Raw genomic sequence first — 17,490 nt, 5'->3', positions numbered from 1 at the left:
AGATGAGTATAAAATCAAAACAGCTGCATTTAAACCGGAAGTTTGACCAGATCCGACAGATGGAGGAATCCGGAGAACTGAAGAACAAGAAGTCCGGCAACCGGGCGTTGCGAAAGCTTTTGAACAACCGTCTTGCCATCGTGGGCGGCGTAATTTTCCTGATCATTCTTCTGGCCTGTATCTTCGCACCGCTTTTAACCGGCTATTCGCCGAAGGCCGTGGATATGAAATCTATTCTGAAGCCGCCGTCAGGCGAGCATTGGTTTGGGACGGATAAGATAGGCCGGGATGTATTTGCGCGAGTCCTGTACGGCGGCCGCATGTCCATCGCGATCGGATTCGGAAGCGCCCTGGGCTGTGCATTTATCGGCGTACTCTTAGGATGCTACAGCGGATACCGCGGCGGCTGGTTCGACAGCCTTATGGTCCGGATCTCCGAGGTGTTCATGTCCATTCCACAGCTGATTCTCGTTATGATGCTGGTTGCGATCATGGGACAGAGTGCGAAAAATATCGTGATTATCTTTATCATCTGCGGATGGGGGTCCTGTTTCCGTATGGCCAGATCCCAGGTGCTCTCCATAAGAGAAGAGGAATACGTACAGTCCTTAAAGGTGTTCGGACTCAATCCGTTTATCATCTGCTATAAGCATATTTTACCGAATGCGTTAAGCCCGATTATTGTCAATGTTACACTGAGTACAGCCATGTTTATCCTGGAGGAGGCTTCCTTAAGCTTCTTAGGCCTGGGCGTTCCGCTGGAGGTCCCGACCTGGGGCAATATTTTAAATGCGGCTCAGGATATGTTCACTCTTCAGAATAACTGGTGGATGTGGCTCCCAACCGGTATTGTGGTTTCCTTATTCGTCATGAGCATTAACTTCATGGGCGACGGCATCAGAGATACCACAGATCCGACACAGCAGGGCTAGGAGGCAGGATATGAGCGATAATGCAGTAATTTCCGTTAAAAATTTAAAGACGTATTTCTATACAAATGAGCGCTGCAACAGGGCGATCAACGGCGTTTCCATGGATATTAAAAGCGGCAAGACACTCTGTATCGTAGGAGAGTCGGGCTGCGGCAAGAGCGTGACGGCTACTTCCATCATGCAGCTGCTTCCCAAGCTTTCCAGGATCGAGGAAGGGGAAATCATCTATCACAGCGGAGACAAGCGCGGTGATATTAAGATCCACGAACTGGAAAGAAACGGAAAAGAGATGAGGGATATTCGCGGCAAGGATATCGCCATGATTTTCCAGGATCCCATGACGGCGCTGAACCCGGTCTACACGATCGGATGGCAGATTGAGGAGATGATCCGCTCCCATAACAAGAACGTATCCAAGAAGGAGGCCAGGGAAACAGCCTTAAAGCTTCTGACCGACATGGGAATCCCCAATCCTCAGAAGAGAATCGACCAGTATCCCCACGAATTCTCCGGCGGTATGAGACAGCGTGCCATGATCGCCATGGCCATGAGCTGTAATCCGAAGGTCCTGATCGCCGATGAACCGACTACGGCTCTCGATGTGACCATACAGGCCCAGATTTTCGAACTGATGGATCATTTAAAAAAGAATTACAACACGGCTATCATGCTGATTACCCACGACATGGGAGTTGTCTGCGAGCTGGCCGACGATGTCGCCGTCATGTACATGGGCAATATCATCGAAAGCGGCTCTGCGGAGGAGGTGCTGGATCACCCCACGCATCCGTACACGAGAGCGCTGTTAAAGTCCATCCCTGTTCTGGGAAGGGGCGCCGAACAGGACATCAACCCGATCAAGGGTTCCACGCCGGATCCGTACAACAGGCCGCCCGGATGCCAGTTCGCGCCGCGGTGCGACTACGCCTGCCCGGAATGCGACAAATGCATGCCTGAAGAGGTACAGCTTGGCGGAACTCACATGGTACGATGTGCACGGTATCAGGAGGTGACAAACGATGGCAGATAAGAATCATGATAAGAATAAAGAAGCGCTGCTTACAATCAAAGGCTTAAAAACGTATTTTCCGGTCAAGGGCGGCTTCATGGGAAAGACCCAGAGCTACGTCCAGGCCGTCAACGATATTGATTTGACCATCTATAAAGGGGAGACCCTGGGGCTGGTAGGAGAGTCCGGATGCGGAAAGACGACGCTGGGCAAAACCATCCTTCAGCTCTATAAGCCGACCGAAGGAGAGATGGTCTACGAATTTGAGAACGGCCCCCGCAATCTGGAGAAGCTGACCAGTAAGGAGATGGATGAGGCCAGAAAGAAGATTCAGATCGTTTTTCAGGATCCTCAGTCTTCCTTAAACCCGTCCTTTACGATCTACCAGTCCCTGTCCGATCCGCTGAAGAAATTCGGCATCAAGACGAAAGAGGAGAGAAGGAAGACCATCGGCGATCTGCTGGAAGCCGTAAATATGCGGCGGGAATACATGGACCGTTATCCCCATGAGTTCTCCGGCGGCCAGAGACAGCGTATCGGTATCGCCAGGGCGCTGTGCATCAACCCTGAGCTTGTGATCTGTGACGAGGCGGTCAGCGCGCTCGACGTATCCATACAGGCTCAGGTATTAAACCTGTTAAAGAAACTGAAGGAAGAGCGCAATCTGACCTATATTTTCATCACCCACGATTTGAGCGTGGTGGAGTATATCAGCGACAGAATCGCAGTCATGTATCTTGGCAGAATCGTGGAGCTGGCTGAGGCGGATGAGCTGTACCGCAATACCGTTCATCCATACACCCAGGCCCTTCTCTCCGCGATTCCGGTTGCGGATATTCATCATAAGAAACAGAGGATCATTCTGGAGGGCGATGTGCCTTCCCCGATGAATCCGCCCAGCGGCTGCCATTTCCACGGAAGATGCAGCCAGTGTCAGGAAATCTGTAAGAACCAGAGGCCGGAACTTAAGAAATATGACATTGACGGGCGTGAACACTACGTCGCCTGCCATTTTGCAGAGGAAAATATCAAACATGCGGCTGAAAAACGAAATAAAATGTGATGTGCTTGTCATGGGGGCCGGGATCGCGGGCATTATGGCTGCGATCTCAGCCGCCGAAGCGGGGGCAGATGTCTGTATCGTAAGCGGTACGCGCATCTGCTCCGGCTCCAGTTTTTATCCGGGGACATGGGGCCTGGGGCTCGTGGGACCCGAGAGTGAAGCGGATGAGGAAGACCTAAAGTCCGTGATTTTAAAGGTCGGTGAAGGCATGGCAGACCCGGAGCTGGTCTCCGTCCTGGTCAGCCATATCCGCAGGGGGACTGACCGGTTAAAGGCATTTGGAATCCAGCTGAAGGAAGCTGAAAACAAAGGGGAGAAGGAGTTCATCCCCTGTTTTGATTATAAGAACAGAGACTGGCACGGTATTGTAAAAGACAGCGCCCGGGAGGTGTTCCTGGCCCGGTTAGAGGAACTGGGGGTCAGATGCTTTCCGTCCACCCGGATCTTACAGTTTATCATGACGGACGGACGGGTAAGCGGCGCGGCGGCCTTGACGGAGAATGGAGGACTGACCGCGTTTTCCTGCAAAAGTCTGGTTGTGGCTTCCGGAGGCCTGGGCGGACTGTTCCAGTACCGTCTGAACACGGATGACGTCACCGGATGCGGCCAGTATCTGGCGCTCCGTGCCGGTGCGAAGCTGGTAAATATCGAGTTCATGCAGATGATGCCAGGGTATCTGTCTCCGGCGCCGAAGACGATCTATAACGAAAAGGTGTTCAAATACAGCAATTTCTGCCGTCAGGAGACGGGGCGTTCCATCTTTGAGGACTGGCGGAAGGCGGATTTGGAAGAGCGGATGGAGGTGCGTTCCACCCACGGTCCGTTTACCACCAGACTTCCGTCCGCGCCGGTAGATATCAGGCTGTTCACGGAATTTTTGAGGAATCCCAGGGGGGTCACGGTGACATACCGGGAATCCTTAAGGGAAAATCAGCCGGAATTCATCAGGACCTACTTTGAATGGCTGAAAGAAGAGAAGCATTTGACGATCGACGATCCCATCCAGCTGGGGATTTTTGCCCACGCATCCAACGGGGGAATCAGGATCGGACCGGACGGAAGTACGGGAGTTCCCGGCCTGTATGCCTGCGGGGAGGCGACGGGAGGAATGCATGGGGCGGACCGGCTGGGTGGCTTATCGACGGCCAATGGCCTGGTGTTCGGAGAGATCGCGGGGAAAGCCGCGGCCGGCTGGAGCAGCAGCATCTCCGGATCGGAGGAGGAATGGGCGGAGGTACTGCTCTCTGTCATTCCTAATGCCGCTTCCTATTTAAAACAGATTCAGGAAATGAATTTCGAATGCGCCATGGTGATTCGCAATGGCGCGCGGGCAGAGCTTGCATTAAACCGATTGGAACGGATCAGGGAGCTGTGCAGATGTGAAGCGGGATACCTGGAAACGGGAGACGGCACGGCGGGACTTGCGGTATCCTGCCGTCTTACCGCAGCGCTGTATTTATCTGAGTGTCTGATGAAGGCGATTCTGCTGCGAAAGGAAAGCCGTGGTTCCCATTATCGCTGGGATTACCCGGAGAAAAAAGAAAATCTTTCCAAAAGGATTTTATCGGTGTGGGATGATGGGGTGAGAACCGGCTGGGAATAATTTGTCAGTTAAAAAGAAAATTTAAAATTATATAATAAAAAAACTTTTTTTTATTAATTGACAAACGACTGTTCCCTGGTATATTCTAGTAGCAGAGGCGGCGTAGGCGCGACGGAAACGGCATGATGCGGTGCCGTTTCCGGCGTGCCTTTTCTTATTACGGTGATCCGTGCATCATGCATGGGCTTCGTCGTAGGATGGCCGTTGGAAACATAAAGGGGGATTAAACATGCAAGGAGACTTTTTAACAAAAATCAGAGCAGAGTACAATCAATTTACGAAGGCGGAAAAGAAGGTGGCCGATTATATCCTGCAGAATCCGAGAGAAGTGCTTTTTATGTCGATTACGGATCTGGCAGAGGTATGTGAGGTTGGAGATACGAGTGTATTCCGCTTTTGTAAGACCATGAATTTGAAGGGATATCAGGAGTTTAAGATGATGCTGTCCTTAAGCCTTCACGATGGGAAATCGGGGCTTGGTCAGCTGGATGGCGACATCAGCCAGGAGGACAGCTTCTCGGAGATGGCTCAGAAGGTGCTGAACACAAATGTAAATGCGCTGAAGGAGACCTTTTCACTGTTGAATGAGGAGAACTTCGATAAGGTGATCAGATACCTTCATGATGCGGACAGGATCTGCTTCTATGGAGTGGGTGCCAGTATGCTTACGGCCATGAAGGCGGCCAATAAGTTTCTGCGCATCGAGCCGAAGGTGTACTGTGTCCAGGATTCTCACATGCAGGCCATGGTAGCTTCCATGATGAGAGCCAATGAGGTGGCGGTGGTCTTTTCCTATTCCGGAGCCACAAAGGACACCATCCATGTGGCGGAACTGGCAAAACGTGCCGGGGCGACGGTGATCTGCGTGACCAGATTCGTCAAATCGCCGCTGACATCATTTTCCGATGTGACGCTGCTGTGCGGAGCCAATGAAGGACCGCTTCAGGGAGGTTCTACTTCGGCGGAGATCAGCCAGCTGTTCCTGATTGATTTAATGTATACGGAATACTATCGTCGATATTTCGAAAAATGCAGCAAAAATAACGAAAAGACTTCTTCGTCGGTCATTGAAAAACTTTACTGACCAAAGATTATTCCTAAAAAAAAGAAAAAAAGAAAAATTTTTTTATTTCAGATTGACAAAAAGAAAATTCCGATATATAATAAATTCATAAACGAGAAAGGCGCTTAATTGCAAAAAGTATACAGATTGACCAAATGCCTTTGGCGTTAAATTGACTTATTATAAGGAGGAGTAGTAATGAAGAAAATTTTATCTCTTGGTTTGGCAACGGCTATGGTAGTTGGTACGCTGGCAGGATGTGGTGGAAACAAACCGGCAGAGACAACGGCAGCTCCAGAGACGACGACAGCGGCGGCAACAGATGCAAGCAAGGCACCGGAAACAACCGCAGCAGGCGGCACCACGGATATCGTATGGTGGGCATTCCCGACATTCGGCGTAGACACTGGATACGAGCAGGAAGTCGTTGATGCATTTACTGCGAAAAATCCTGACATTAACGTTAAGGTAGAGTACATCGACTTTACGTCCGGCCCGGATAAGCTGACAGCAGCTCTGACCTCCGGTACAGCACCTGACATTCTCTTCGATGCACCAGGCCGTATCATTGAGTTTGGAGAAGCCGGCTATCTGGTTCCTTTAGATGATATGTTAGACGAACTGAAGAGCGATTTAACCAGCCAGTCTCTGATTGAGACCTGCGTAGGCGCAGACGGTACTGCCTGGATGTATCCGATTTCCTCCTCTCCATTCTATATGGGTCTGAACAAAGAGGCTCTGGAAAAGGCAGATGCACTCCAGTATGTAAACCTGGAAGGCGACCGTACATGGACGACTGAGAACTTCGTAAAGATGTGTGAAGCGCTTCGTGACGCAGCTCCCACACAGGTTCCCGGCATTGTATACTGCGGAGGACAGGGCGGCGATCAGGGTACCCGCGCTCTTGTAAATAACTTATATGGCGCTTCCATCGTCGGCGATGACGGCAAATGGAATATCAGTGAAAATGGCGTAAAAGCTCTCACTCTGTTAAAGAGCATGTATGACAGCAAGGCAATCGATGCAGGCTTTGACATGGCAGCAGCAGATGAGCTTCAGAAGTTCCAGCAGGAGACTGCAGCGATGACATTCTGCTTTGGTACTTCCAGTGAAATTACATATGCATCAGATGACTTTACACAGCTTTCCGTTCCATTCCCATCAGAGAGCGGCAAACCTTCCTTAGAGTATCTGGTTAATGGCTTCGCTGTATTTGACAACAAAGATGAAGCACGCGCTGAGGCATCGAAAAAGTTTGTGAAATTTATCTGTGATGATGCGGAATGGGGTCCGAAGAGTGTTGTTAAGACCAATGCATTCCCGGTACGTACTTCCTTTGGCGATCTGTATCCTGGAGATGAGCACAAAGCGATGCTGGCTTCCTGGAGCCAGTACTATGGCCCATACTACAATACACGTGCAGGCTTTGCAGCCATGCGTCCGCTGTGGTTCAATATGCTTCAGCAGGTATTCAACGGTACCGACCCACAGGCCGCTGCTGACGAGTTCAACGCGAGTGCAAACAGCAACTAATAAACACTAATTTATGAACAGCAACATTTACATGGCTTCCTTCTTCTGCCGGGTGCAGAGGGAGGAAGCCAATCTTTAGGGAGGGAGTGTAAAACACATGGCAAATACAACTGTTTCCACACAGAAACCCGGGCGTCCAAAAAACAAAAAAGAAAAAATGCCTGCACGAAGTAAGGTGCTTCAGCGCAGAGAGACATTTGTTTCATATATGTTCCTGCTTCCGGCGCTGATTTTCTTTGTAGGCTTTGTTATTTTCCCTATGGCGTCAGGGGTTATCACCAGCTTTACCAATGCCAGTTTTTCAGATCCGAAGGGAACTGCCGTAGGATTTGCCAATTACATACGGCTTTTTCAGGATAAAATTTTCTTAAAATCGGCGGTGAATACCGTTATTATCGTGGTGGTATCGGTTCCTGTTGTAACCGCATTCTCCCTGTGGGTCGGAACAGCCATCTATAAGATGCGTTCCGGTATCCGTTCCTTTTTCCGCTGTGTATTCTATCTTCCGGTAGTTACCGGTTCCGTCGCAGTCGTTGTAGTATGGAAATGGATGTTCGATAAGTATGACGGCCTTTTTAACTATATCATCAGGAGCTTTGGCGGTCAGCCGCTTCCCTGGACTTCCGGTGAGTCCATGGCCCTGTGGTGTATTATCCTGATCCTGTTTACGACCTCCATCGGCCAGCCGATCGTTCTTTATGTAGCTGCACTGGGTAATGTGGATGCCTCTATGGAGGAGGCTGCCAAGGTGGATGGAGCCAATAATTTCCAGGTGTTCTGGAATATTAAGTGGCCGTCTATCATGCCGACGACACTGTATGTGGCGGTCATTACCACCATCAACAGCTTCCAGTGTTTTGCACTGATCCAGCTTCTGACCTCCGGCGGTCCGAATTACAGCACCAGTACGGTTATGTATCTGCTGTATGAGATCGCATTTAAGACCACCAAGGAGTTTGGTTATGCCAACGCCATGGGTGTGGTTCTGGCAATTGTAATTGCGCTGTTCAGTGCCTTGCAGTTTAAGGTTATGAATGGTGGAACATCAGAATAGGAGGGGCGAAAGATATGGGAAATAAAAAGAAAGCAATAAGTCCGTATTATGTGATTACACTTATCCTCCTGGCGGCTATGGCCGTGTTCTTTCTCTTTCCTCTGTACTGGATTATCACCGGTTCCGTGAAGGAGAAGAGCGACATTATTATAAAGTCCGGTGAAATGGTAAAGTGGTTTCCTACAACGATTACATGGGATAACTACAGCCGGCTCTTTAAGAGCGGGACGAAGCTTTTCGGCATAGGCATGCCGATGGCAATCCGCTGGCTGTTTAACAGTGTGTTCATCTCCGTAGTGGCGATGGGACTTACCTGTATTACCTCTTCTCTGGCAGGATACGCACTGGCGAAGAAACGTTTCTGGGGCAAGAGCCTGATCTTCGGTCTGTTCGTATGTGCCATGGCACTCCCGAAGCAGGTTATTCTGATTCCTTTGATGAGACAGATGTCAGCTATGGGATTTTTGAAATCTGTATGGGGCTCCATGTTTGCAGTAATCTTCCCGGTTGTCGGATGGCCATTCGGTGTATTCATGATGAAGCAGTTCTCTGAGAATATTCCGACCTCTCTTCTGGAAGCCTGCCGGATTGACGGGGCAGGAGAGCTGACAACCTTTGTGAATGTGGCATTTCCAATCATCAAACCTGGTTTTGGTGCGCTGGCGATCTTCACATTCATTAACTCCTGGAATGAATATCCGCTGCAGTTGGTTATGCTGACTCAGAATGAATCTAAGACCATTGCTTTAGGTATTGCCAGTAAGCTGAGCGAAATGTCCAACGATTTCGGATTAATTATGGCAGGTGCGGCTCTGGCCTCCGTTCCGATTATCATTGTGTTCCTCTGCTTCCAGAGATACTTTACGCAGGGAATTACGATGGGGGCGGTAAAAGGCTGAGTGTGGATTGAAATAAAACTTCTTCATATAATAAGAAGAGGCTGACCGGAATGAATTCGGCCGCCTCTTCTTTTTTTTGCAGCAGAGTCAAACCAGACGGCAGAGCTTTGGGCTGGGAGGAAACAGTAACTGTCTTGAGGTTTGCTGTGAGGATTATGCTAAATATATTGCCTGTTCTTTTCCGGGTGTGATAGAATAAAATAAGTATCAGGACGGAGAGGGAGGTGCGGTTTCCATGGCAGAGAAAACATTCAGAAATAAAATATACTGGTTTACCTTCCTGTTCAGCGTGCTGGTTATCTGGGTCCACTCCTATAATGCCGTACTGTTCCTGGGAAATACCGGAGCGGCGGCCTCCCTGGTGCGGCTGGAGCGCTTTTTCGGCGACAAAATCGCTCAGATCGCGGTTCCCGGCTTCTTTATGATTTCTTCTTATCTCTTTTTCCGCGGATATAAACCGGAGATTTTAATGCGCAAATGGAACTCCCGTATCAGAAGCGTTCTGGTTCCGTATATCGTGTGGAACAGTCTGTACTATTTCGGCTATGTGATCGGAAGCAGGCTTCCCTACATTTCTGATGTGATCGGTAAGGGAAAGATTCCGTTTGGCCTTTTGGAAACGGTTGATGCGATTCTGAATTATACCTATAATTATGTGTTCTGGTATCTCTACCAGTTGATTCTCCTCATTCTCCTGGCTCCTCTCATCTATCTCGCGGTAAAACGGATCTGGCCCGGAATCGTGTTTCTGGCGATCCTGCTGACAGGGGTCTATCTGGGAATCGATCTGCCGTTTCTGAACCTGGACGCGCTGTTTTACTATTCCTTTGCGGCCTTCGCGGCGGTACACAAAAAAGCGGTGGTGGAAGGCGTCTGGTCACGGAAACGCCTGATTGCGGGTTTGGTGCTTCTGGCGGCCGGCTGCATCTCCCTGCGGACGGATCTGCCTGGCAGCAGCCTGGGGGAGACTGCGTCTGTTACGGTGGTCTACCGGCTTCTGGTCCCGGTTGGCCTGTGGCTCATGGTGCCGGAGGAAAGGCTTTTCGAAGCCAGAGATTTCATGAAGAATAACTTTTTTTTGTATGCGGTTCACTTTGCACTTGTCCGTCTGATCAACAAAACGGGAGCATTGCTGCTCCCGCCTGTACCAGTTCTTGCTTTTCTTCTGTTCTTTCTTATGCCTCTGTTCGCCGTTGTCATCAGCTGGCTGGCAAGCCGTCTGATCCGGCGCTTTGCGCCTGCCGTATGGAGGCTGTTAAACGGGGGTCGATGACCACCGGCCTGAGGCTCCGCACGGAAGTACAAGGCCTGTCCTGGTAACCGGAAGACCCACCTCCTCCGACTGAACGAAGCCGCCGTGTTTGCTGGCCACCTCGATGGACAGCATATAGGTTAAGACGGCGGGAGCCAGTCCCGTGGTGTAGGAGTTGATGAGATAGAAGAGCGGATCATCCGAGAGAAGCTGGGCACAGAGCCTGACCAGCGGATGAATGGATTCCTCGATCTTCCAGATCTCCCCTTTAGGACCGCGGCCATAGGATGGCGGATCCATAATGATTCCGTCATAGTGATTCCCGCGCCGGATTTCCCGCTCCACGAACTTGACACAGTCGTCCACGATCCAGCGGATAGGCGCCGATTCGAGTCCGGAGGACCTGGCGTTTTCCCTGGCCCAGCCCACCATGCCCTTGGAGGCGTCCACATGGGTGACCGAGGCGCCGGCGGCTGCGGCTGCCAGTGTGGCGCCGCCCGTGTAGGCAAACAGGTTTAAGACTCTGACTGGCCGTCCTGCCTCCCGGATCTTACTGCCGAACCAGTCCCAGTTGGCCGCCTGCTCCGGAAACAGTCCGGTATGTTTGAAACTGAAGGGCTTCAGCTGAAATGTCAGCTCCTTATATTGAATACTCCACTGCTGAGGCAGATCGAAGAATTCCCATTCTCCGCCTCCCTTAGCGCTGCGGTGGTAATGTCCGTTCCTGTGTTTCCAGCCTTTCTCCGTCTTTGGGGTAGACCAGATGACCTGCGGGTCCGGGCGAACCAGCGTGTAGTTACCCCAACGCTCCAGTTTTTCTCCCTCTGAACAGTCTATCACTTCATAATCCTTCCAACCGTCTGCAATCCACATGCCACTTATCCCTGACCTTTCTGTATTTACCGTATAATGCGTTGTATGATTCTATGATTATACTGGATAAGGGGAAAAGCGTCAAGGGAACAGAGTTCTGAAGGGCAGCCGTTTTTTTTACATAGTTACGGAGCTGTGCATTATCCATAATTTACTTAAAAATTGTAATAGAATTGAAAGATAATAACAGTTGAATAATTTCAGATAAATTGCTACAATGAATAGAGTAAAAAGGAGAATCCTGTAAGGAGTGACAATATGAAGAAAAAAGGTTTCGTTGTGCTGGCGGTTGCTGCGGTACTGGCTTTAGGAACTGCCACCATGAGCGCATGGGCAGCTGAAGGGTGGGCGCAGTCCGGAAACACCTGGTCATACTATGATTCCAACGGATATAAAGTGACCAATGTGTGGAAAAAAGGCGCGGACAACTTATGGAGATATTTGAACGGCAATGGCGAGATGGCCGTCAATACATGGGTAGATAATACTTATTATATGGATTCTAACGGGATTCTGGTAACGGATAAGTGGATGAAGTTTCAGGAGTCCGGCAGCTCCGAGTATAAGTGGTATTACTTCGGAAGCAGCGGAAAAGCGATTATGGACAACTGGTCCAAGATTAATAATAAATGGTATTATTTTGATTCTAACGGTGAGATGCAGACCGGATGGGTTCTGGATAACATGTACTACTGTGGTACGGATGGAGTAATGAGGACAGGCTGGCAGAAGCTGTTTCCGCCGGACAGTGATTACGATCCGGACCGTGTGTCTCCTGGAGACGAGGATGACGACGGAAAGCACTGGTATTACTTCAGCGACAGCGGCAAAAAGTATATGCCGAAGGAAACCAGCGGAGACTACGGTACTTATAAGATTGACGGCGTAGCATACTGCTTCGATTCGGACGGCGCGCTTCAGACGGGCTGGAAGAATGTCGGCGTTGATAACGCAGATTATGACATTCAGAATTATAAGTATTACGATTCCAGCGGGAAGTTAAGGACCGGCTGGTATTCGATCGAACCGCCGGAGGATTTAAGCGGATACGAAGGTGATGTAGAATGGTTTTATTTTTCCAGCAACGGAACGCCAAAGGCGGGACCGAAGGAAGGAGAGGCCACAACACAGAACTTAACAAAGATCAACGGAAAGACGTATCTGTTCAATGACAGAGGGAATCCGGTCTACGGTCTTCAGAAGGTTCGGATTGGAAGTACTTCGGAGTATACCTCCTATTATTTTGGTGACAAGAAGACGAGTACCATGCAGAAGGGAAAGATCAAGGTTACCGAGGGTGACGGCGATGAAGAGACGTATTACTTCAGCGACAGCGGCCGCGGCTATACCGGCGTTAAAGACGGATACCTCTATTACATGGGCAAGCTGCAGCGGGCGGAGGACGGCGTCAGATATGAGCCGATTACCATCCCGGCCGGAAACAGCTACACGACCTATGTGGTGAACGCATCGGGCAAGGTGGCTAAGAACACGACTGTCAAGAACGCAGACGGTGTGAAGTACAAGACGAGCAGCAGCGGATCCCTTACGAAGGTGGATGACGAAGACGCCTCCGGAAGCTACCGGGATCCGATTGAACCGGTTTGGAAAGAATAAAAAATTTTAGAAGAATGACAGGGAAGCAGGATTGGAGCCGAAGGGATGGTTCTGATCCTGTTTTTATTATACCTGTTTTTAATAATCGCTTCTCCGGGTCAAATGACCTTTCTTACGCCTCTGTAGTGGATTACAATGAGGAAAAAGAAAAGGAGAGAAATAATATGAGAAAATTAATTATTGATACTGATACGGGAAGTGATGATGCAGTGGCCCTGATGCTGGCGCTGTTGGAGGAGTCGGTCGAGGTGCTGGGGATTACCACGGTCTGCGGCAATGTCCCGCAGATGCTGGCAACTAAGAATGCGCTGATGACGGTTGAACTCTGTAACAAAGAAGTCCCGGTTTATCCGGGGGCAGACCGTCCGCTGTTTCGTGATCTGGTAACGGCCGTGCGTGTACACGGAGATGACGGAATGGGAGACTGTGACTTAATCCATCCCACCAGGGCAGCCGAGAAAACACATGCGGTCAATTATATCCTGGACACTGTGCGTCAATATCCAGGCGAGATTGAAATTGTAACGCTGGGACCGATGACAAATCTGGCATTGGCTATTTTACAGGATCGCGAGGCGATGAAAGGAGTAAAGCACATTTATACGATGGGGACATCGGGCTTTGGACCAGGAAATACAACGCCTGTGGCAAGCTTTAATGTCTATGTAGATGCCGACAGCTTCCGGGTACTCCTGGGAGCAGGAATTCCGCTTACGATTATCGGCTTTGACCAGTGTATCGGAGAGTCAGCCCTTCATAAAGAAGATTTGGAAAAACTGGCATCACTGAATAGGCTGGGAAAGTTTGCGGCAGATTGTAACCGCACCCTCCTTCAGTATAATCTGAAGCGGACCGGTGAGTATATGGTGGATCTGCCGGATGCGGTGGCAATGGCAGTGGCGCTATGGGATGATATTGCGTTAGAGCGGGTGAGTGTGCATGCCTATTGCTGCACCGCAGATGAGGTCACCTATGGTCAGGTTATATTCTATGACAGATATGACTTCCTTTCTGTACAGCATGAGGTTCCGCCGGATAATGCAGAGGTGGTCCGTAAAGTGGACGCAGCATTATATAAGAGGCGTCTGTTACAGGCTTTGGAAGGCAGACAGTTAAGATCTTTTGTGCAGCAGTAGCATGTCCTGCAAACCTTCACAGACATCGTGTATCTGCTCTTCATTGACGATCTGAAAGCCGGAAGCGTCGTAGCTGACCAGTTCTCTGTTCTCTGCTACCAGTCGGTTTAAGCTGCGGATAGGGGCACAGATTTCTTCTGCAATACGGGCTTTGCTCAGAGAATCCAGGTCACATGCATTATGATGGTTATAGATTGAAAGAAGGTACCGTTCCCGCATAGTCAGTAAAGACAGCCTGGTCATGCGGTCGGAGTTATCCAGCAGTTTCTCACTCATGCGTTTTAAAAGGAAGAACGAAAAATCGGGATCTTCCTTCAGCCACTGTAGAAAATCACGTTTCGCTACGAGATATACGGTGCAGTCTGTCGTGGCCCTTACCATCAGGGGATAACGCCTGCCGCAGAGCAGTTCTATCTCACCAAAACAGTCTGCACCGCAGTACTCGTAGATATTCAGTTCTTCACCATCGATCCCGAGATTGTATACAGCTGCTTTTCCTGACACCAGGATATAGAGGCAGCCACTGGTTTGATAAGGATCCAGGATTGTTTCTGATTTTTTAAAATTGCGTGTGATGAACGATAAGGTCTTAGGGAGATGGCTTAGCAGATCGTACATGTCAGTTCTTTTCCTTTCAGGGGTAATGGGGTTATACTAATTTTAACTGTTGTTTCATCGAATACCAGCATTCTGTTATTATTATACTACTATTTGAAGCAGCCGGGGAGACTGCTTTTTGTGTTATCCGGAGATTTCGCTTTCGTATTCTTCACTGTTTCCTCTGAACGATTATAAAATGGCTACTACTAATAGGAAGAAACACTGTAAAACCCCTCAAAAGCGGCAGATCAGCCATCGAATAAAAAAAATTAAGAAATAAAGAAAAAAATGCTTGCAATGTAAAAAAAAGTGTGCTATCCTGTAAAGGCTGTGGCATGATAGCTGTGAAGCGTGAGGTTGCTGCCCAAGAGGCAGGTTTTCCGTGGAGCGAATGTCAAGTTAGGAAACTGGCGACAAGTCACTGTACAATTAAAGAATTCTGTTTCAAAAAAACGGAAAATCAGTGTGGGGTCCTGGAGGACACACACGGGAACGTGTACAGTCACCGCTTGTCGTACTTCTACTAAGTGCGAAAAGGAGGCGACTTTTTTTATGGCAAGTCAAGTAATGAGAATCACATTAAAGGCGTACGATCATCAGTTAGTTGATCAGTCTGCAAGCAAAATCATCGACACTGTGAAAAAAACAGGATCACAGGTGAGCGGACCGGTGCCGTTACCAACGAAGAAAGAAGTGGTAACTATCTTACGTGCAGTTCACAAGTACAAAGATTCCAGAGAGCAGTTCGAGCAGAGAACGCACAAGAGACTCATCGATATCATTACACCAAGTCAGAAGACTGTGGACGCATTATCCAGACTGGAAATGCCGGCCGGTGTATACATTGATATCAAGATGAAGAACAAATAATTTTTCTTCATCGCATCAATTAAGGTAATATCCTGAAGGGTTTAGATATAGAAGCAACACACCATTCCGCCGAACCTCGGTGAGGGGAACTCTCACATTCCTCCAAACGAAAGTGAGGAGAGTTACCAGTTCCTCCAAAGGAATCAACATCTCCGGAAAGGCCGCTTTGAAAGCAGCAGAGAAGGCCTGAGATGGAGTCATAGTGTTCCACTTATATTGGACTGTTCTAGGATGATTGCAGAAGGGATCTTTAATCCCGGCAATCCGCTGTAGAATTAACAAACAGGAGGTAAAAACATGAAGAAGGGTATATTAGCTACCAAAGTCGGAATGACACAGATCTTCAATGAGGACGGAGTATTAACTCCAGTAACAGTTCTTTTAGCCGGCCCGTGTGTAGTAACACAGGTTAAGACCGCTGAGAACGACGGTTACAATGCAGTACAGGTTGGTTTTGTTGACAAGAGAGCAAAACTTGTAAGCAAGCCACTTAAGGGCCATTTTGATAAGGCCGGTGTATCTTACAAGAGATACGTAAGAGAGTTCAAGTTCGAGAATGCTTCCGAGTATTCCGTTAAGGACGAAATCAAAGCAGACATCTTCGCTGCAGGCGATAAGATCGATGCAACCGCAATCTCCAAAGGTAAAGGTTTCCAGGGTGCTATTAAGAGACACGGACAGTCCAGAGGACCTATGGCTCACGGTTCCAAATTCCATCGTCATGCAGGTTCCAACGGTTCCTGTTCTGACCCGAGCAAGGTATTCAAAGGCAAGAAGATGCCTGGACAGATGGGTAACAAGCGCGTAACAATCCAGAATCTCGAGATCGTTAAGATCGACGCAGAGAACAACTTAATTCTGGTTAAGGGCGCTGTACCAGGACCGAAGAAGTCCTTAGTAACAATCAAGGAAACAGTAAAAGCAGCAGTTTAATGCTTTTATAAGAAAGGAGGAACACACAGATGGCAAACGTATCTGTTTACAATATGGAAGGTAATGAAGTTGGCACATTAGAGTTAAGCGATGCTGTGTTTGGTGTGAATGTAAACGAGCACCTTGTACACTTAGCAGTTGTCAGCCAACTTGCTAATAAGCGCCAGGGCACACAGAAAGCGAAAACTCGCTCTGAAGTATCCGGCGGCGGAAGAAAACCGTGGAAGCAGAAAGGAACCGGTCATGCAAGACAGGGTTCAACAAGATCTCCACAGTGGACAGGCGGCGGAGTTGTATTTGCTCCAACACCAAGAGATTACACGATCAAACTGAACAAGAAGGAAAGAAAGCTTGCGCTTAAGTCTGCCCTTACAAGCAGAGTGAACGAGAACAAGTTCATCGTTGTTGACGAGTTAAAGTTTGACGAAATCAAGACAAAGAAGTTCCAGAACGTATTGAATAATTTAAAGGTATCCAGAGCACTTGTTGTTGTTGGCGAAGACAGCGCAAACGCAGTGAAGTCCGCAAGGAATATTCCGGCTGTTAAGACTGCTTTTGTTAACACGATCAATGTATACGATATCTTAAAGTATAACACAGTTGTTGCTACCAAGACTGCTGTTGCAGCAATCGAGGAGGTGTACGCATAATGGCAGATATTAAATATTTTGACGTAATCCAGAAGCCGATCGTAACCGAGAAGAGCATGAACGCTATGGCGTCCAAGAAATATACTTTCACTGTTCATCCGGATGCAAACAAGGCCATGATCAAAGAAGCTGTCGAGAAGATGTTCCCGGGAACCAAGGTTGCCAGCGTGAACACCATGAACTTAGAAGGAAAGACCAAGAGAAGAGGAATGACCTTCGGTAAGACAGCTAAGACGAAGAAAGCGATCGTTCAGCTTACTGCTGACAGCAAGGATATCGAAATCTTCGAAGGACTGTAGGATATTCGCCGTTACGGCAGTATTGGTCCTATACTATGTGATGAACATTATATCACGATAAAATGAAACGCCAGGCGGCGTTGAAGCATTTGCGGGCCATGATA

Annotated in this window: 17 protein-coding genes; 15 read left to right on the top strand and 2 right to left on the bottom strand. The window is 48.9% G+C overall.

The window, feature by feature from the left end:
* The first annotated feature begins 2 nt into the window (after positions 1–2).
* The 9 genes from H8S75_RS06220 (at position 3) to H8S75_RS06180 (ending at position 10,429) form a co-directional block, all read left to right on the top strand.
* Positions 3–932 (top strand): ABC transporter permease, encoded by a 930-nt coding sequence (locus tag H8S75_RS06220; protein ID WP_002604718.1) that lies wholly within the window; start codon positions 3–5, stop codon positions 930–932.
* Between the two features lie 10 nt (positions 933–942).
* Entirely contained in the window at positions 943–1,962 is a 1,020-nt protein-coding gene (locus H8S75_RS06215) for an ABC transporter ATP-binding protein (RefSeq protein WP_002604717.1), read from the top strand.
* On the top strand, positions 1,952–3,004 hold the full coding sequence (locus H8S75_RS06210; protein WP_187020083.1) for an ABC transporter ATP-binding protein: 1,053 nt from the start codon (positions 1,952–1,954) through the stop codon (positions 3,002–3,004). The genes H8S75_RS06215 and H8S75_RS06210 overlap by 11 nt, the downstream gene beginning before the upstream one ends.
* Entirely contained in the window at positions 2,976–4,607 is a 1,632-nt protein-coding gene (locus H8S75_RS06205) for an FAD-binding protein (RefSeq protein ID WP_187020081.1), read from the top strand. Before H8S75_RS06210 ends, H8S75_RS06205 begins: the two co-directional genes overlap by 29 nt.
* 229 nt (positions 4,608–4,836) lie before the next feature.
* Positions 4,837–5,691 (top strand): MurR/RpiR family transcriptional regulator, encoded by an 855-nt coding sequence (locus tag H8S75_RS06200; RefSeq protein WP_055653517.1) that lies wholly within the window; start codon positions 4,837–4,839, stop codon positions 5,689–5,691.
* Positions 5,692–5,868: 177 nt separating this feature from the next.
* Entirely contained in the window at positions 5,869–7,203 is a 1,335-nt protein-coding gene (locus H8S75_RS06195) for an ABC transporter substrate-binding protein (RefSeq protein ID WP_187020079.1), read from the top strand.
* A 97-nt stretch (positions 7,204–7,300) separates the two neighbouring features.
* On the top strand, positions 7,301–8,257 hold the full coding sequence (locus tag H8S75_RS06190) for a carbohydrate ABC transporter permease (RefSeq protein WP_002604712.1): 957 nt from the start codon (positions 7,301–7,303) through the stop codon (positions 8,255–8,257).
* Between the two features lie 14 nt (positions 8,258–8,271).
* The gene (locus H8S75_RS06185; protein WP_002604711.1) at positions 8,272–9,156 is read left to right on the top strand and encodes a carbohydrate ABC transporter permease; all 885 of its coding nucleotides are present in this window, start codon (positions 8,272–8,274) and stop codon (positions 9,154–9,156) included.
* Positions 9,157–9,391: 235 nt separating this feature from the next.
* Positions 9,392–10,429, top strand: coding sequence for an acyltransferase family protein (locus H8S75_RS06180; RefSeq protein ID WP_187020078.1), 1,038 nt, complete (start codon positions 9,392–9,394; stop codon positions 10,427–10,429).
* On the opposite strand, the gene H8S75_RS06175 is transcribed toward H8S75_RS06180, so the two are convergent.
* On the bottom strand, positions 10,412–11,281 hold the full coding sequence (locus tag H8S75_RS06175) for a class I SAM-dependent methyltransferase (RefSeq protein WP_187020076.1): 870 nt from the start codon (positions 11,279–11,281) through the stop codon (positions 10,412–10,414). The two genes, H8S75_RS06180 and H8S75_RS06175, sit on opposite strands and share 18 nt — an antisense overlap.
* Before the next feature lie 258 nt (positions 11,282–11,539).
* Here H8S75_RS06175 and H8S75_RS06170 point away from each other — a divergent pair, with 258 nt between their 5' ends.
* Together H8S75_RS06170 and H8S75_RS06165 are read left to right on the top strand one after the other, a co-directional pair.
* Positions 11,540–12,898, top strand: coding sequence for a cell wall-binding protein (locus tag H8S75_RS06170; protein ID WP_187020074.1), 1,359 nt, complete (start codon positions 11,540–11,542; stop codon positions 12,896–12,898).
* 164 nt (positions 12,899–13,062) lie between these two features.
* Positions 13,063–14,034 carry a nucleoside hydrolase gene (locus H8S75_RS06165; RefSeq protein WP_187020073.1) on the top strand — a complete coding sequence of 324 codons (972 nt, stop codon included), beginning with the start codon at positions 13,063–13,065 and terminating at the stop codon, positions 14,032–14,034.
* Here the strand turns inward: H8S75_RS06165 and H8S75_RS06160 are convergent.
* On the bottom strand, positions 14,011–14,652 hold the full coding sequence (locus H8S75_RS06160; RefSeq protein WP_187020071.1) for a Crp/Fnr family transcriptional regulator: 642 nt from the start codon (positions 14,650–14,652) through the stop codon (positions 14,011–14,013). The genes H8S75_RS06165 and H8S75_RS06160 overlap by 24 nt on opposite strands.
* Positions 14,653–15,186: 534 nt before the next feature.
* Here H8S75_RS06160 and rpsJ point away from each other — a divergent pair.
* From rpsJ to rplW, 4 genes are all read left to right on the top strand, one after another.
* Complete coding sequence (gene rpsJ / locus H8S75_RS06155; RefSeq protein ID WP_002604705.1) at positions 15,187–15,504, top strand: 30S ribosomal protein S10; 318 nt, start codon at positions 15,187–15,189, stop codon at positions 15,502–15,504.
* A 297-nt stretch (positions 15,505–15,801) separates the two neighbouring features.
* A complete protein-coding gene (gene rplC, locus H8S75_RS06150) occupies positions 15,802–16,437 on the top strand; it encodes a 50S ribosomal protein L3 (protein ID WP_002604704.1) in 636 nt (211 codons plus the stop codon).
* 29 nt (positions 16,438–16,466) lie between these two features.
* Entirely contained in the window at positions 16,467–17,087 is a 621-nt protein-coding gene (gene rplD, locus H8S75_RS06145) for a 50S ribosomal protein L4 (RefSeq protein WP_187020069.1), read from the top strand.
* The gene (rplW, locus tag H8S75_RS06140) at positions 17,087–17,386 is read left to right on the top strand and encodes a 50S ribosomal protein L23 (RefSeq protein WP_002604702.1); all 300 of its coding nucleotides are present in this window, start codon (positions 17,087–17,089) and stop codon (positions 17,384–17,386) included. The genes rplD and rplW overlap by 1 nt, the downstream gene beginning before the upstream one ends.
* Positions 17,387–17,490 lie beyond the last annotated feature (104 nt).

It is taken from the genome of Hungatella hominis (genome assembly GCF_014288005.1).
GTDB lineage: Bacteria > Bacillota > Clostridia > Lachnospirales > Lachnospiraceae > Hungatella > Hungatella effluvii.
The sequence above is the reverse complement of the archived record's forward strand: the minus strand, read 5'-3'. Positions and strand labels throughout refer to the sequence as shown.

Bases quoted from the DNA above. Each gene is read 5' to 3' on its own strand.
- H8S75_RS06160 (WP_187020071.1), bottom strand. From the start codon at position 14,652: ATGTACGATCTGCTAAGCCATCTCCCTAAGACCTTATCGTTCATCACA.
- H8S75_RS06195 (WP_187020079.1), top strand. From the start codon at position 5,869: ATGAAGAAAATTTTATCTCTTGGTTTGGCAACGGCTATGGTAGTTGGT.
- H8S75_RS06215 (WP_002604717.1), top strand. From the start codon at position 943: ATGAGCGATAATGCAGTAATTTCCGTTAAAAATTTAAAGACGTATTTC.
- H8S75_RS06205 (WP_187020081.1), top strand. From the start codon at position 2,976: ATGCGGCTGAAAAACGAAATAAAATGTGATGTGCTTGTCATGGGGGCC.
- rplC (WP_002604704.1), top strand. From the start codon at position 15,802: ATGAAGAAGGGTATATTAGCTACCAAAGTCGGAATGACACAGATCTTC.
- H8S75_RS06170 (WP_187020074.1), top strand. From the start codon at position 11,540: ATGAAGAAAAAAGGTTTCGTTGTGCTGGCGGTTGCTGCGGTACTGGCT.
- H8S75_RS06180 (WP_187020078.1), top strand. From the start codon at position 9,392: ATGGCAGAGAAAACATTCAGAAATAAAATATACTGGTTTACCTTCCTG.
- rplD (WP_187020069.1), top strand. From the start codon at position 16,467: ATGGCAAACGTATCTGTTTACAATATGGAAGGTAATGAAGTTGGCACA.
- H8S75_RS06185 (WP_002604711.1), top strand. From the start codon at position 8,272: ATGGGAAATAAAAAGAAAGCAATAAGTCCGTATTATGTGATTACACTT.
- rpsJ (WP_002604705.1), top strand. From the start codon at position 15,187: ATGGCAAGTCAAGTAATGAGAATCACATTAAAGGCGTACGATCATCAG.
- H8S75_RS06210 (WP_187020083.1), top strand. From the start codon at position 1,952: ATGGCAGATAAGAATCATGATAAGAATAAAGAAGCGCTGCTTACAATC.
- H8S75_RS06175 (WP_187020076.1), bottom strand. From the start codon at position 11,281: ATGTGGATTGCAGACGGTTGGAAGGATTATGAAGTGATAGACTGTTCA.
- rplW (WP_002604702.1), top strand. From the start codon at position 17,087: ATGGCAGATATTAAATATTTTGACGTAATCCAGAAGCCGATCGTAACC.
- H8S75_RS06200 (WP_055653517.1), top strand. From the start codon at position 4,837: ATGCAAGGAGACTTTTTAACAAAAATCAGAGCAGAGTACAATCAATTT.
- H8S75_RS06165 (WP_187020073.1), top strand. From the start codon at position 13,063: ATGAGAAAATTAATTATTGATACTGATACGGGAAGTGATGATGCAGTG.
- H8S75_RS06190 (WP_002604712.1), top strand. From the start codon at position 7,301: ATGGCAAATACAACTGTTTCCACACAGAAACCCGGGCGTCCAAAAAAC.
- H8S75_RS06220 (WP_002604718.1), top strand. From the start codon at position 3: ATGAGTATAAAATCAAAACAGCTGCATTTAAACCGGAAGTTTGACCAG.